Source organism: Bordetella hinzii LMG 13501 (assembly GCF_001548475.1).
Taxonomy (GTDB): Bacteria; Pseudomonadota; Gammaproteobacteria; order Burkholderiales; family Burkholderiaceae_B; genus Bordetella; species Bordetella hinzii.
The window spans coordinates 146,939-160,273 of record NZ_LRUJ01000010.1; the positions used below are offsets into that span (position 1 = coordinate 146,939).

The window sequence follows — 13,335 nt, forward strand, 5'->3', positions numbered from 1 at the left end:
CATGAACGTCAATGATGGCCAGGTTGGGGCTCTTGGTAGACGACTCCGCCCATGTAACGCATGAATTGCATGATCGGCGTCTCGTAATCGCCCTGCGTGAAACGAAAGCGGCGCTGCGACATCGCCGCCAGGTTTTGCTGCACACGCCGCAGGATGACGCTGTCTTCCTCGATGACGTGGCGCTCCGAACGCGCAATTGACGTCAGCAGCGGCTGGGCGTCGAAACGGCGCAACATCTGCGGCATCGCGATGCTCAGGCGGTAGTCAAACGTCGTGGCGCTGGTCGGCAGGTACTGCTGCAAGCCGTAATAGCGTCCACCCACCGAATAGAGATTCGTATTGGGAAACAGCAGCATGTCCACGAAGCGGTCTTGCGGCAGCGAGCGCCGCAACAGGCCGTCATACCAATAGCTTCCCTCGTCGAACTCGGGCGTCCAGACATAGCTCAGCTCGCGCAAGGCCGGAATGGGCATCTCGTGGCGGGGCCAATCCTCGCCCTCCGTCGGCCGCAAGCGCACCATGCGATCCTGGCTGAAGGCCTCGGTGGCCTTCGGCAGCACGGGCGAGAAACTGTCGGCGTGCACGAAGAAAGGGTGCAGCGAATCGCGCACGTTCTCGGCGTTCAGCTTCCAGTTGAAATCACACTTGAAGCTCAGCTGGATCATGGCGGAGGTCTGCCCCATGCGCTCGAACCACGCGATGAGTTCCGCGCTGAACTGTTCCTCGAAGGGCAATGGCTGCTCGGCGAGATTGACGAAGATCAGCGGCCCGACACAATGCACCGCCAAGGGTTTGAGACGGCGGCCGCAAGAGCGGTCCCTCAAGGCGCCGTCGTGCTCGAACTGCGAGGCCATGGGCACGCCGGTCAGCTCGCGGCCCTCGCGGAAGGCCCAGCCATGGTATTTGCATACCGGGCGTGTATTGCCCATCTCGGCGGTGGCGATGACCCCGCCGCGGTGCGGGCAGGCATCCACATAGGCAACGATCTCGCCGCCCAGGCGGTGAACCAGCACGCGCTGGCCATGGATCATCAAGACGAAATAGTCGCCATTGTTACGGATGGCGGAACTGAAGCCCGCGGCCAGCCAGAGTTTCTCGAACAGGCGGACCCGCTCATACTCGGCATACTCTGGGCTGACATACCACTCTGGCTTGAAGACGGCCTGCTTCATGACATGCCCGCCACGCTCATGCCGCCAGCCATGGCGCGGTTGCGGCAAGCCGGCACCCTGCGCCAGCCGCCATCATGGCAACGAACGACATTACGGCGCCTCGGCTCGGCTCGGCTCGGCTCGGCTCGGCTCGGCTCGGCTCGGCTCGGCTCGGCTCGGCTCGGCTCGGCTCGGCTCGGCTCGGCTCGGCTCGGCTCGGCTCGGCTCGGCTCGGCTCGGCTCGGCTCGGCTCGGCTCGGCTCGGCTCGGTAAGCATTATCTGCCACATACTTCATGAAATCCATCAGCGGCCTCTCATAATCACCTTGGGAAAATCGGAAATCCTGGCCGACCAAGGCCGATAGATTTCCCTGCACTTTCTTCAATATGACCGAGTCCTCATCGATGACGCAGCGCTCCGACCGGGCGATGGAGACCAACAGCGCGCTGGCGTCGAAGGAGCGCAGCATGCGGGGCATGGCCAGCGTCAGGCGATAGTGGAAATCGGATGCGCCGGTCGGCAGGTATTGCTGCATGCCGTAGTAGCGGCCGGCCACGGAATACAGGTTGGTGTTCGGGAACAGGACGATCTGGAGAAAGCTCTCACGCGGCATGCAACGGTCCACGAGCGCGTCGTACCAATACTGGCCCTCGTCGATGCGGCTGTCCGTGATGAAGGACAGCGTACGCAAGTCCGGCGTTTCGGCGCCGAAGGCCTCATACCGCCGCGGTGGTGTCTCCAGCACCCGCTGGACGCGGTCTTCCCGCAACAGGTTCAGGGCGTCGGGCATCACGCCGGAGAACGAGGCGGGATGCACGAACAGGACATGCAGCGCGTCCCGGATGTTCTCCGCGTTCAGCTTCCAGTTGTAGCCGCCCATGAAATCCGCCTGGATGGCCGCCGACGTCGTTCCCATGCGCCGTATCCAGCCGAGGACCTCCTCGCTGAACTGCGCTTCCAGCGGCAAGGGGTGCTCGCCGAGATTGACGAAAATGACCGGCCCGACCACCTGGATCGCCACACGCCGGAGTGCGCGGCCGCAGGATTTATCACGCCAGGCCTCGTCGGCCTCGAAATCGCTCGCCATGGGGATCCCGGTGAGCGCCGCGCCGTTGCGGAAAGCCCAGCCGTGATACTTGCAGACCGGGCGCGTATTGCCATGGTCGCCCGTGGCGACCACGCCGCCGCGGTGTGGGCATATATTCAGGTAAGCGACCAGTTCCTCGCCCAGGCGATGCACCACGATTTCCCGGCCATATACCGCGAGCGTGAAATAGTCCCCGCTTTTCTTCAGGGCGGACGCGAAACCCGCGGTCAACCAGAGCTTTTCGAACAGATGCTCGCGCTCCAGCTCGGCATAACGCTCGTCGCAATACCATTGCGGTTGAAAAACGGCTTCTCTCATCCCACTCTCCTTGCCGGATTGCCCAGCATTACCGCCTCGGCCGGAACGTCCCTGAGCACGACCGCGCCCATGCCGATCTCCGCGCCCCGTCCCACGACCACGCCGCGGCCGATACAGGCCCGGGGGTGGATGACCACGTCATCCTGGATCAGGCAGTCGCCGCCGATGAAAACGCTGTCGCCGATATGGCAGTAATCGCCGATGCTTGAGTCGTGCCCCACCACCACGTCCGCGGACAGGTGGACATAATCGGCCACCCGGCAATCCGGCGAGACCCTCACCCCGTCAAACGCGCAAGACCGCCCGAACTGGCTGCGCTGGCCCAGTATTGCCGGCGGCAGCGAGACCATGTGGCCGCCGCGCGCCACGATGCCGGCGACCAGGCGGCGCTTGAGCTGCGGGCTGCCAACCGCGCACAGGAATCCCAGCCCCTCGTCCAGCGCAACGTTGTCCGGCGTGCCCAGTATCGGCAGGCCGCCGACGAACTTTCCCCGCATGGCCTCGCGGGTGTCGACAAAGCCGACGACCCGCCGCTCCAGCCACCCCTGCAATTCCCTGGCCAACCCTCCGGCGCCCAACAGGCAGATACGCGGCGTCATACGTCGACCACCCCGCCGGTCATCAGCGTGTCCCAGCCGTTGAACATGCGCGCCTCGTCCGACAGCAGAAAGAGCACCAGCGCGGCCACATCCTCCGGCGTGGCCACGCCCATGGGATAGCGTTCGCGCGCCATCTCATCCAGGCTGAACACATCGCCGCCGGCCGTCATCTTGGTGCGCACCATGGCGGGCGAGACGGCATTGATCCGGATCTCGCGGCGTTGCAGCTCCAGGGCGATGTTGCGCACCGCCGCCGACAGCGCCGCCTTGGACATCGCATAGGGAGCCACGCCCTCCGTGGCCGTGTGCGCGCTGATGGAGGACAGGACCACGACAGAAGCGCCCGCCCTGAGCTTGCGCGCCCGCAACAAGCCGGCCAGCACGGCGATAAAGCTGCCCACATTGATCTCCATGACGCGACGCACGGCGTCCCGGCCCAACATATGAGCCGGCATGAGCAGCGCGTGGCCGATGCAGAACACCATGCCGTCCTGCGGATGCTCCAGCTCGCGCACACAGCGCTTGAGATCCTCGTCATCGAGCAGATCGGCGGCCGCCACGGCGGCATCGGCCTGCGGTTGCCGGGCCACGCCCCGCACCGTGGCCCCCAGGGCCCGGGCATGGCGGGCCGTCGCCTGGCCGATATCCGAGCCGGCGCCCACCACCAGCAGGCGCTTGCCCTCCAGGGACATGAATGGCGCGGCGCTCATGACAGGGGCACCTTGCGCAGGCCCCGGCCTCGATCAGCCACCATGAGGCTGCCCGTCATCCAGCGCGAGGCCTCGCTGAGCAGGAAGAGCACCGGCCCCGAATCCAGGTCTTCGCCGGACAGGAAATTGACCCGGATACCAGCCTGCAGCAGTTCACGCCGGCCATGAAAGAATGCATGCTGCAAGGCGGCCGACGCCGCCGCGGCCGGGCCCGCTCCATCGGCCAGCCGCAGCACAAGCGAGGCACCCGCCGCCAGGCCGCCGCCGGCCATCAAGCCGGTGACGAGTTGCAAAGGCGCCAGGAAATTGCGCACCAGGCCGGCTTCCCATGCCTGGCCGTCGCCCAACAGCTTGGCCGGTCCGCCATGTGTCGGCGCGATCACCGCGCCATGCAGCCGCATGCCGCCCAGTCTGCGCGACAGCGCTTCGGCATCCGGCTGGGCACGCGCGCCGATGCGGCACGCCTCCAGCTCGGGCTCCAGCGCGTCGGCGCTGGCGATATGCACCTCCGCGCCCAGGGCCAGCAAACGGCGCGCGGCCTGCATCTCCGGGCCGGCGGCATCGCCCAGCGCCAGATAGCGGCGCTCACGAAACCCGAGTCGGCTGGAAATCATAGCGATGCTCCAGGACAAAGGGCTCGGGCGCGTAAAAGGGCTCGGTCTCCAGATACAGCGTGCCCCAACTCAGGCCAATGCCGAAACCACACCACAGCCAGCGCAGCTTGCGCGCCCCGGCCACCGCGCTCAATTGACTGGAAATCGTCACCGGGATGCTGGCGGAACTCGTGTTGCCATATTGCTCCAGCGAGGAGGGCCACTGCGCCGGCGATCCGCCGACCTTCTGGCGTATGGTGTTGTTGATCATGCGATTGGCCTGGTGCATGACGAAATAGTCGACATCGGCCACCCCCGAGCCCAGATGATCCAGCATGCGGCGTATCGCCTGGGGCGCGCGCAGGGTCGAGAAACTCAGGATGGCCGGGCCATCCAGCCACACATCGTCGGCGCGGCGCTGCACGCCGTCGACGCACAGGCGGGGCCGGCGGCTGTCCTCGCTGGACGGATAGCGTTTGCCGCCATGCGGGATGATGATGGCCTCGTAGCCCGAGCCATCGGAAAAGCCCTCGAAATACAGTGGCCGCGCCCCGGGGTCGAACTCCAGCGCGGTCGCGGTGCAGGCATCGCCAAACAGGATGTCGCGCCCATTGTCCAGGCCGTCGTTGGACGCCGCCTGGTCGCCCACCAGCACCAGCACCCGGCGAAAGCGATGCTCGCCCACCAGCGCGGCGGCATTGAAGACGCCATAGGTATAACCGGAGCAGCCCAGGTTGATATCGAAAGCGGCGGTGCTCTCGGGCAGGCCCAGCCGGTCCTGCAGGATGATGGCGGTCGCCGGGATCAGGAATTCGGGCGACTGGGTCACCAGGATGAGGGCGTCGATGGACGCCTTGTCCCAGCCCAGTCCCGCGATCAGCTGCTCCGCCGCGTGCTGCGCCAGGTCGGAGAAGATCATGCCTTCGGCGCAATACGGCCGCCATCGCACGCCGATATTCCTGACCAGGCGCTCGCGCTGCGCCAATTGCTCCTGCGGCACCGCCAGGTTATCCAGGCGCCAGCCCGGCACCGCGGTCGTGATGCCGCGCAGCGCCACCTGATCCAGACGCACGACAGCCATCAATCCGCCCCTTGCGCATAGGCATGCAGCGCCGCGACGCTGCCGAGCGTGAAGACCTTGTCCGCCGTCACCGGCCGGCCGTACTCGGCCTCCATCATGATGATGACGCCCAGCATGGCCAGGGAATCGAAATCGGCCATCTCCTCGAAGCGGCTTTGCCCGGTCACCCGCACCTCTTCGACAAAATCACACGCCATCAAGAACGATTCGATAAATTCTTCCAGACTCGTGGTTTTCATTTCTTCTCTCGAATTAACTACAACGCTGATGGAGCGACTTCCCGCAGGCGGCCATGCTCCAGCACGAACACTCGATTGCAGTACCGGCGCAACAGCTGGCGATCGTGCGAAGCCAGCACCGTGATGTGCGTGCGGTCCATCATCTGCCGCAGGCGCCGCAGGCTTTTGTCCTGGAACTCGGCATCGCCGGTCGAGAACCACTCATCCAGCAGCAGGATCTCCGGCGTGACGGCGGTCGCCACGGCAAAGAGCAGGCGCATGCGCATCCCGCTGGAATAAGCCCCGACCGGCACATCGCGCCATTCTTCCAGGCCGCTGAAGGCCAGGACTTCGGGTTCTATGCCACGGCATTGCGCCACCGACAGGCCCATGATGAGCCCGAGGTTCAGGACGTTCTCGCGTCCGCTCAGCTCGGGATCCAGCCCCGCCTCGATATCGAACAGCATGGCGGCCTGGCCGTGGACGACGATACGGCCGCGCTGGGGCGGGTAGATGCCCGCCATGGCCCGCAGCAGCGTGCTCTTGCCCGCGCCATTGTGGCCATACAGGCCGACCCGGTCGCCCTTGCCGATCTCCAGATCGACATCACACAGAGCCGCGATGCTGCGCACCTGCCCGCCCCGACGGCGCAACAGGCCCAGCGACATCCACTTGGCGATCTGGTTGCGCAGAAAGGACGCCTGGAGATCGAATAGCGGGTAGGTCAGCGACACCCCCTCGAACCGGATGCCCGCCATGTCAGATCCAGAACAAGATGCGGCGCGGATTGCGCCAATAGATCGCGGCGCAGACGAGCAACATGAGCACCAGGATGGCCGCCCCGCCCTGGTACACCCAGTCGGCGGGCCGCGGCGGCCCGCCCAGCGTGGACAACAGGGGCGCGCGCACCAGTTCGATGAGATAGGACACCGGGTTGAACCAGATGTAATGGCTCACCAAGCTCTCCGGCCGGAAGAGCACCGGGCTGACGAAGAACAGCAGCGGCAGGCTGACCTCGATGGCATAGCGCACATCCCGGTAGCGCGCCCCCAGGGCGGCCAGGGCCAGGCTGAACAGCGCACAGATCGCCACCACCAGCGCCAGGCCGGGCACGAACCACGCGAGCCCCAGGGTGAGTCGGGCGCCATAGAAGATCAGCACGGCGGCCACCAGCAGCAGGTTGTGCGCGAGGTTGATCAGGTGATAACCCTGGATGCGGGCAACGAAAAACCACACCGGCACGCGCAGATTGCGCATGACGGCGGCGTTCTGGGTATAGGCCGTGACCCCCGAGCTCAGGCAGCCCGAGATGTACTGCCAGAACACCAGCCCCACTGTCAGGGACGGCACGAAAACGGCGCGCTCCACGCGCAGCAACTGCGCCCACACGGCGCTGAAACCGACGATGGCGATGGTGTTGCCCAGCGTCAGCCAAAGCGGCCCCAGCACGCTCTTGCGATAGCGCGTGCGGACATCGACCCAACTCAGATGCAGGGCGTTGCGCAGATAGCGCAGACGCCCTTTTCCCTCGTGCTTCACGCACAGACCTCCACGGACCGCCTTGTTGCAGGCGGTGATCATCACGAACGCAGAGTCTATAGACGAGCCAAAATAGCGTCTGTCGGTCATCCGCACGGCGCTAAACGCCGATTTCCTTTGTGCGCCCCCGCCGACGCCTCGCCCAGCGGCGGGAAAGTTCCGTGACGGTCCTAGCGGAACACGCGGATGGTGTCGCCCACGCTGGCATCGATCATGACATTGGAGGCCATGTCGTCGCGGATCCGGGTGGCATCGCGCACGGCCACGCCGCGCCGGATGGTGATGAAGGGCCGGTCAGGGAAGCTGCGCGCTTCGCCCACATGGCAGCCGTCGGCCAGCAGGACGCTGCTCTCGACGCGGGTGCCGGCCTTGAGGATGACATTCGCGCCGATCACGCAATGATTGCCGATGACACAACCCGCCTCGATGATGGCGTTGGGACCGATCAGGGTGTTGTAGCCTATGCTGACGCCGCCATCGATGATGGCCTGCGGGTAGACCAGCGTCCCATGGCCGAGGGTCACGTCTTCGGCGAGCAAGGCGGCGTCGAACACGGCCGGCAGGATGCGGGCGCCCGCCCGGGTCAGGCTGGCGAAAAGCCCTGCGCGCGCCGTCGTGTTGCCGTCGCTCCCCATGCCGGCGAACAGCAGGCATTCCCTGCCGGCAAGCTCGGCGAGCATGGCCTCGTCGCTGTCAAAGCCCATGCCGGGCCGCCAGTCGACCCGCCGGATGTCGGCGCCGGCGACACGATGGCCGAGGTACCGGCGCACCATGCCCGGCAGATAGGGTTGGGCCAGAATCACGGGGATGCCGCTTGTCACCATCCTCATTCTCCGTATACGCGCTCTTTCAACCAGGTCATCTGGCGCATCAGATTGACCTCGTAGTCGCCCTGCGTGAACCGCCAGCGCCGGCCGCGGAGGCTCGCCATCCCGCGCTGCACCCGCTCCAGCACGACGGAATCTTCGTCAATGACATAGCGTTCGGCCCGCGCGATGGACAGCAGCGTCGGCACCACGTCGAACTTCTCCCGCATCTCCACCAGGGCCAGGTTGACGCGGTAGCGAAAGCGCCCGGCATCGACGGGCAGGTATTGCTGCATCATGTAATAGCGCCCGGCCACCGAGCAGAAGTTGGTGTTGGGAAACAGGAAAATATTCTCGTAATGGTAGGCGGACAGCTTGCGCTTGATCTTGTCGTCATACCACTGCCGCTCGGTGCGCAACAGGCCTTTGACGAGATAGGAGAGCTGCCGCACATCGGGCGCGCCCTCCTCGAAGCGGGCGAAACGCTCGCGGCCGGAGGCCTTGACGCGGGTAACGGGATCCGCCTCGAGGCTCGCGTCGGCCACCGGCAGCACATCCAGAAAGGTCGAGGGATGCACAAAATAGATGTGCATATAGTCCTTGACGTTTTCCATGTTGAGCTTCCAGTTGTAGCGGGCGTCGAAGTCGGCATGCAGCACCGTGCTGGTCTTCCCGGCGCGCTCCAGGCGAGCCAGCACTTCGGGCGGGAACTGCGCTTCGATCGGCAGGGGCGCTTCGGCCATATTGATGAAGATGACAGGCCCGACCACCTTGACGGCCAGCGTGGTCAAGCCCCGGCCGCAGGCGTCGTCCACGCGCTGCGGATCGTGCTCGAACTCATGGGCCATGCGCAGGCCGGTCAGCGCCGCGCCCTCGCGGAAAGCCCAGCCATGGTATTTGCACACCGGGCGCGTATTGCCCGCGATATCGGTCACGATGGCGCCGCCGCGATGCGGACAGAGGTTGAAATAGGCCCTCACCGCGCCGTTGAGCAGGTGGATGACAACCTCGCGGCCGAAGAAGGCGACCGTGAAATAGTCACCGTCTTTCTTCAATGCCGACAGGAATCCGGCCGTCAGCCAGAGCTTTTCAAACAGCCGGCTCTGCTCCAGCCGGGCGTAGCGTTCGTCGGCATACCAATCCGGATCGAGTACGGCTTCTTTCATGGGCGCCCCCTCAAGCCGTGGTCATCGCGCCGGCCGACAGGATGATGTCCGTGCCGTTGATGGCGCTGGCCTCATCGGAAAGCAGGAAGAGCACCGGCGCGGCCACATCGACCGGCTCGCCCAGGCCCTGGGGGTAATGGCGCTTGCTCATTTCCTCCAGCCAGGCCTGCTGCTCCGGCTCGAACATGCGCGTGCGCACCATGACCGGGGAAACGGAGTTGACGCGCACGCCATGGCGCATCAGCTCATTGCTGAAGGTCCTCGTGGCGACCAGCAGGGCGCTCTTGGTCATGGCATAAGGCGCCATGCCGCGCACCCCCAGATAGGCGCTGACGGAAGACACCAGCACCACCGACGCTCCGCGCTTGAGCTTGCGCGCCATCACCAGGGCCCTGAGCATCACGATCAGCGTGTTGAGGTTGACATCCACCGCGCGGTGCACGACATCGGGCGTCAGGCTCGAGAGGGGCGCCTTGATGGAGTCGCCTATGCAATAGACCAGGCCGTCCAGCGGTGTGTCCAGGCGCCTGACATACGCCTCCACCGCGAGGGCATCCAGCAGATCCAGCGCCTCGACCGGAAAGCCCATGTCGCCGGGATCCTGCCTCACGATGCCCTGCACCTCGGCACCCAGGTCCCGGGCGTTCAGGGCGATGGCCCGGCCAATGTCCGCGGTGGCGCCCAGCAGCAGGATGCGCTTGCCGGCCAGATTCATGAAATCGTTCATCGGATAGGTATCAAATTCAAACTCAGACCGGCGTCCACGAGAATGGAGCTGCCATTCATCCACTTCGCGGCCCGTGTCAGCAGAAACAGGGCCGCCCCCGCCGCCTCATCGGCGCCCACCACCCGGCCGGTCCCCGCGCGGTCAGCGGCGTCCGGCACCACCTCCCTGAGCAGGTCGGTATCGACATAGCCGTAGATCACGAAGTTGACCCTCACGCCGCGCAGATCGCGCGCGGCGCTGCGCAGACCGACGTGCAAGGCCGCCTTGGCGGCGGCGTAGGTGGAGGTCGCCGCCGGGGCATAGAAGGCCGCATGCGCGGTGTTCACCACCACCGAAGCCTCCCTGGCCAAGCGCCGCCGGCGATACAGCGATTGCAGCAGCAGATAGGGCGCCACGAAGTTCAGCTCCAGCTGCTGGCGCAGCATAGCGGCGTCGACCATGGGAAAGGGCGTCAAGGCCGCGGCCTGACCGGCATTGAGCAGCAGCCCGTCCAGGCGCACACCGTCCAGCGCGGCCACCACGTTCTCGCGCTGGTCCGCATCGGTGAGGTCGCAAGGGATATGGCGGACGTCCAGCCCCTCGGGAGGCCGGCGCGACGCCACCCAGACCTCGGCGCCGCAGCCGCGCAAGCGTTCGGCCACGGCCCGCCCGATACCGCGCGAGCCGCCCGTGATCAGGTAATGCCTGTCACGAAAATCGATCATTGCGGAAATCATATTTCTCCGTCATTGCAATGGGTTGCGGCGCATAGAAGGGCTCCGTCTCCAGGAACAGCGTGCCCCAGCTCAGGCCGATGCCGAAACCGCACCAGATCCAGCGCAGGCGCTGGCTCGAGGCCTGCTCGGCCAACCGCGCCGAAATCGTCACCGGGATGCTGGCCGAACTCGTGTTGCCGTAGTCATAGAGCGAACTGGGCCACTTCTCGACGGCGCCGCCCATTTTTTTCCGGATGGTTTCATTGATCATGGCGTTGGCCTGGTGCATGACGAAGTAGTCGATGCTGGCGGCGTCCGCGCCGATACCCTGGATCAGCCCGCGTATGGCCTCGGGCGCCCGGGCGGTCGAGAAATTGAGGATGGCGGGGCCATCCAGCCAGACGCCGTCCAGGCTGCGCACGACCCCGTCCGGGCAGGTCAGCGGCGCGGCGCTGTCGGGCCGCCACGGATAGCGCTTGCCCCCGTGGGGCACGATGATGGCGTCGTAGCCCGAGCCGTCGCTATGGCCCTCGAAATACATGGGCGCGGCGGCAGGGTCGTACTCCAGGGCCGTCGCGGTGCAGGCATCGCCGAACAGGATGTCCCGCCCGGCGTCGGCCGCTCCGACCGACGCGGCCTGGTCGCCCACCAGTACGATGACGCGGCGCGCGCCTTGCGCGCCCACCATGGCGGCGCAGGTATAGACGCCGTAGGGGTAGCCCGAGCAGCCCAGGTTGATATCGAAGGCCATCGTGCGCGTGGACAGCCCCAGCCGATGCTGCAGGATGACGGCGGTGGCCGGGATGAGGAATTCCGGCGACTGGGTCACGACGATGAGCGCATCGACCGAGGACCAGCCCAGGCCTTGCATGAGCACCTCGGCGGCGCGTTGCGCCAAGTCGGAAAAAATCAGGCCATGCGCGCCGCAATAATGGCGCCAGCGCACCCCAACATGCTTGACCAGGCGTTCGCGCTGACGCCGCTCCTGCGCCGGGACATTGAGGTTGTCCCAGCGCGCCCCGGGCACGACGCTGACGATACCTCGCACGGCGACATGGTCGATACGCGCAATGCTCACGCGCCCTCCTGCGAATAGGCATGCAATGCCGCGATCGTCCCGAGCCGGAACACCTGGTCGGCTGTGACCGGAGTGGAAAAGCGCGTCTCCATCATGATGATCACACCCAACATGGCGAGCGAGTCGAACTCGGCCATCGCGTCAAAGCGGCTCTGCCCGTCTACCCGCACCTCGTCGACAAAATCACAAGCAACGAGAAACTCCTCGATGAATTCATCGAGTTCCATTTTTTTCATGAAAAGACCACCTCAAAGAGAACAGCCGCGCGCCACCAAGCGGCGGCCGCGGCGGCAAAGCCGCAACGGCGAGCGCAGCGGAACAGCGCGCACCGTGCGGATTAAGGGGAAATAAGGGGAAATAAGGGGATGGCGTGGCGCCCGCCGGGACGACAGCGGAACACCTCCGGCGCGGCCGGAAAAGGGAAGCAAATGAAGCGGGCGGAGCGAGAGAAATGTCCGCCAGACGACGGCCCGGACAACGCCCGGACCGGTGATTACTAAGACCCGGACGCAGGTGTCCTGTCCTGTCCTGTCCTGTCCTGTCCTGTCCTGTCCTGTCCTGTCCTGTCCTGTCCTGTCCTGTCCTGTCCTGTCCTGTCCAACTTCACTCCCCTGTTGGGCCACCCGGCATATGCCGGGGCAACTCTGGCAACAGGAACAGTCTAGAGAAGCGGCGTCGTGGCGTATGTCGGCGCTTTCGCGCAAACCGGCGCCGGTTTCCTGGCTGCCTGTCAACCAGGGCTCGCAGCGGACAAGAAAAATGCCCGCGCATAGCGCGGGCATATCAAAGGGGTACTACGGAGCCTGACAGATCAACTGGCGTGTTCGACAGGGATCTGCTGGATGCCGGCCAGGAGCCAGCCGCCACTGGTGGGCTTGAAGAGGTTCCAGACCTCTTCGAAGCGGAAAGCCTCGGCACCCGGGTTTTCGCGCAGCATGCCGGAGAAGCGGACGCTGGCCAGGTGGCCGTCGGAGACGGTCTCGATGCCCAGGAGCTCGGCATTGAGCAGCACGACTTCGGTCTTGTTGGACTCGTTGCCGCGCGCTTCAAGCTGCGGCTTGAGCTCGGCGATCAGGTCGTCGGTGAGCAGGTCGCGCAGGTTGTCGACGTTGCCGCTATCCCAGATGGCCTGGATGCGCACGAACTGCTCCTTGGCCTGCTGCAGGAAACGCGGCGTGTCGAAGTCGCCCGGAATGAACCAGTTGCCGTCCTCGCCCGCCTTGGGCAGGGTGGCGGCGGCCGGTGCGGCGGCGGCAGGCGCCGGCGCCAGGCTCTCGCGCCAGATCGGCTGCTGCTGCGGTTGGCCGGCGGAGGCGTTGTAGGCGCCCTGCATGGCCTGGCGCGGCGCGGCGCCGCGCAGGCGGCGGACGATGAACAGCACGGCGAAGACCACCAGGCCGATCAGCAGGGCGCTGCCGAGGAACTCGGCCAGCGCGCCGCCCAGTCCCAGGCTGGAGAACAGCGCGGCCAGGCCCAGGCCGGCCGCGATGCCGGCGATGGGGCCCAGCCAGCGCGAGGCGCCGCTCTTGGCCGCGGCGCCCGCGGCGGCCGTGCCCGCCGCGGCGG

At 65.9% G+C, this 13,335-nt stretch carries 16 protein-coding genes; all 16 read right to left on the reverse strand.

Annotation, left to right across the window (positions count from 1 at the left end; genetic code table 11):
- Window positions 1-8: 8 nt before the first annotated feature.
- Complete coding sequence (locus AXA74_RS09390; protein ID WP_032957867.1) at window positions 9-1,172, reverse strand: aromatic ring-hydroxylating oxygenase subunit alpha; 1,164 nt, start codon at window positions 1,170-1,172, stop codon at window positions 9-11.
- A complete protein-coding gene (locus tag AXA74_RS09395; RefSeq protein ID WP_081093929.1) occupies window positions 1,169-2,557 on the reverse strand; it encodes an aromatic ring-hydroxylating oxygenase subunit alpha in 1,389 nt (462 codons plus the stop codon). Before AXA74_RS09395 ends, AXA74_RS09390 begins: the two co-directional genes overlap by 4 nt.
- Window positions 2,554-3,156 carry a PglD-related sugar-binding protein gene (locus tag AXA74_RS09400; RefSeq protein ID WP_029580068.1) on the reverse strand — a complete coding sequence of 201 codons (603 nt, stop codon included), beginning with the start codon at window positions 3,154-3,156 and terminating at the stop codon, window positions 2,554-2,556. Before AXA74_RS09400 ends, AXA74_RS09395 begins: the two co-directional genes overlap by 4 nt.
- Window positions 3,153-3,866, reverse strand: coding sequence for an SDR family NAD(P)-dependent oxidoreductase (locus AXA74_RS09405; RefSeq protein WP_029580067.1), 714 nt, complete (start codon window positions 3,864-3,866; stop codon window positions 3,153-3,155). The genes AXA74_RS09400 and AXA74_RS09405 overlap by 4 nt, the downstream gene beginning before the upstream one ends.
- Window positions 3,863-4,480 carry a hypothetical protein gene (locus AXA74_RS09410; protein WP_029580066.1) on the reverse strand — a complete coding sequence of 206 codons (618 nt, stop codon included), beginning with the start codon at window positions 4,478-4,480 and terminating at the stop codon, window positions 3,863-3,865. The genes AXA74_RS09405 and AXA74_RS09410 overlap by 4 nt, the downstream gene beginning before the upstream one ends.
- A complete protein-coding gene (locus tag AXA74_RS09415) occupies window positions 4,452-5,540 on the reverse strand; it encodes a ketoacyl-ACP synthase III (RefSeq protein ID WP_032957871.1) in 1,089 nt (362 codons plus the stop codon). Before AXA74_RS09415 ends, AXA74_RS09410 begins: the two co-directional genes overlap by 29 nt.
- Window positions 5,540-5,779 carry an acyl carrier protein gene (locus AXA74_RS09420; protein WP_029580064.1) on the reverse strand — a complete coding sequence of 80 codons (240 nt, stop codon included), beginning with the start codon at window positions 5,777-5,779 and terminating at the stop codon, window positions 5,540-5,542. The genes AXA74_RS09415 and AXA74_RS09420 overlap by 1 nt, the downstream gene beginning before the upstream one ends.
- A 17-nt stretch (window positions 5,780-5,796) precedes the next feature.
- Window positions 5,797-6,516 (reverse strand): ABC transporter ATP-binding protein, encoded by a 720-nt coding sequence (locus AXA74_RS09425; RefSeq protein WP_029580063.1) that lies wholly within the window; start codon window positions 6,514-6,516, stop codon window positions 5,797-5,799.
- Window position 6,517: 1 nt separating this feature from the next.
- Window positions 6,518-7,297 carry an ABC transporter permease gene (locus AXA74_RS09430; protein WP_223850465.1) on the reverse strand — a complete coding sequence of 260 codons (780 nt, stop codon included), beginning with the start codon at window positions 7,295-7,297 and terminating at the stop codon, window positions 6,518-6,520.
- Window positions 7,298-7,467: 170 nt separating this feature from the next.
- Window positions 7,468-8,121: a DapH/DapD/GlmU-related protein gene (locus AXA74_RS09435; protein ID WP_029580061.1), complete on the reverse strand. Its 654-nt coding sequence runs from the start codon at window positions 8,119-8,121 to the stop codon at window positions 7,468-7,470.
- Between the two features lie 2 nt (window positions 8,122-8,123).
- Window positions 8,124-9,269 (reverse strand): aromatic ring-hydroxylating oxygenase subunit alpha, encoded by a 1,146-nt coding sequence (locus AXA74_RS09440; protein WP_032979285.1) that lies wholly within the window; start codon window positions 9,267-9,269, stop codon window positions 8,124-8,126.
- Between the two features lie 10 nt (window positions 9,270-9,279).
- Entirely contained in the window at window positions 9,280-9,996 is a 717-nt protein-coding gene (locus AXA74_RS09445; protein ID WP_032957872.1) for an SDR family NAD(P)-dependent oxidoreductase, read from the reverse strand.
- Complete coding sequence (locus AXA74_RS09450) at window positions 9,993-10,700, reverse strand: SDR family NAD(P)-dependent oxidoreductase (protein ID WP_029580058.1); 708 nt, start codon at window positions 10,698-10,700, stop codon at window positions 9,993-9,995. The genes AXA74_RS09445 and AXA74_RS09450 overlap by 4 nt, the downstream gene beginning before the upstream one ends.
- The gene (locus AXA74_RS09455; protein WP_029580057.1) at window positions 10,684-11,769 is read right to left on the reverse strand and encodes a ketoacyl-ACP synthase III; all 1,086 of its coding nucleotides are present in this window, start codon (window positions 11,767-11,769) and stop codon (window positions 10,684-10,686) included. The genes AXA74_RS09450 and AXA74_RS09455 overlap by 17 nt, the downstream gene beginning before the upstream one ends.
- Entirely contained in the window at window positions 11,766-11,996 is a 231-nt protein-coding gene (locus AXA74_RS09460; RefSeq protein ID WP_223850466.1) for a phosphopantetheine-binding protein, read from the reverse strand. Before AXA74_RS09460 ends, AXA74_RS09455 begins: the two co-directional genes overlap by 4 nt.
- 584 nt (window positions 11,997-12,580) lie before the next feature.
- Window positions 12,581-13,335, reverse strand: a 755-nt coding sequence (locus AXA74_RS09465; protein WP_060833155.1) for a Tim44 domain-containing protein, incomplete at its 5' end; no start/stop codon positions are given.

Bases quoted from the DNA above. Each gene is read 5' to 3' on its own strand.
- AXA74_RS09395 (WP_081093929.1), bottom strand. From the start codon at position 2,557: ATGAGAGAAGCCGTTTTTCAACCGCAATGGTATTGCGACGAGCGTTAT.
- AXA74_RS09425 (WP_029580063.1), bottom strand. From the start codon at position 6,516: ATGGCGGGCATCCGGTTCGAGGGGGTGTCGCTGACCTACCCGCTATTC.
- AXA74_RS09405 (WP_029580067.1), bottom strand. From the start codon at position 3,866: ATGAGCGCCGCGCCATTCATGTCCCTGGAGGGCAAGCGCCTGCTGGTG.
- AXA74_RS09435 (WP_029580061.1), bottom strand. From the start codon at position 8,121: ATGGTGACAAGCGGCATCCCCGTGATTCTGGCCCAACCCTATCTGCCG.
- AXA74_RS09420 (WP_029580064.1), bottom strand. From the start codon at position 5,779: ATGAAAACCACGAGTCTGGAAGAATTTATCGAATCGTTCTTGATGGCG.
- AXA74_RS09440 (WP_032979285.1), bottom strand. From the start codon at position 9,269: ATGAAAGAAGCCGTACTCGATCCGGATTGGTATGCCGACGAACGCTAC.
- AXA74_RS09445 (WP_032957872.1), bottom strand. From the start codon at position 9,996: ATGAACGATTTCATGAATCTGGCCGGCAAGCGCATCCTGCTGCTGGGC.
- AXA74_RS09400 (WP_029580068.1), bottom strand. From the start codon at position 3,156: ATGACGCCGCGTATCTGCCTGTTGGGCGCCGGAGGGTTGGCCAGGGAA.
- AXA74_RS09410 (WP_029580066.1), bottom strand. From the start codon at position 4,480: ATGATTTCCAGCCGACTCGGGTTTCGTGAGCGCCGCTATCTGGCGCTG.
- AXA74_RS09450 (WP_029580058.1), bottom strand. From the start codon at position 10,700: ATGATCGATTTTCGTGACAGGCATTACCTGATCACGGGCGGCTCGCGC.
- AXA74_RS09390 (WP_032957867.1), bottom strand. From the start codon at position 1,172: ATGAAGCAGGCCGTCTTCAAGCCAGAGTGGTATGTCAGCCCAGAGTAT.
- AXA74_RS09460 (WP_223850466.1), bottom strand. From the start codon at position 11,996: ATGGAACTCGATGAATTCATCGAGGAGTTTCTCGTTGCTTGTGATTTT.
- AXA74_RS09415 (WP_032957871.1), bottom strand. From the start codon at position 5,540: ATGGCTGTCGTGCGTCTGGATCAGGTGGCGCTGCGCGGCATCACGACC.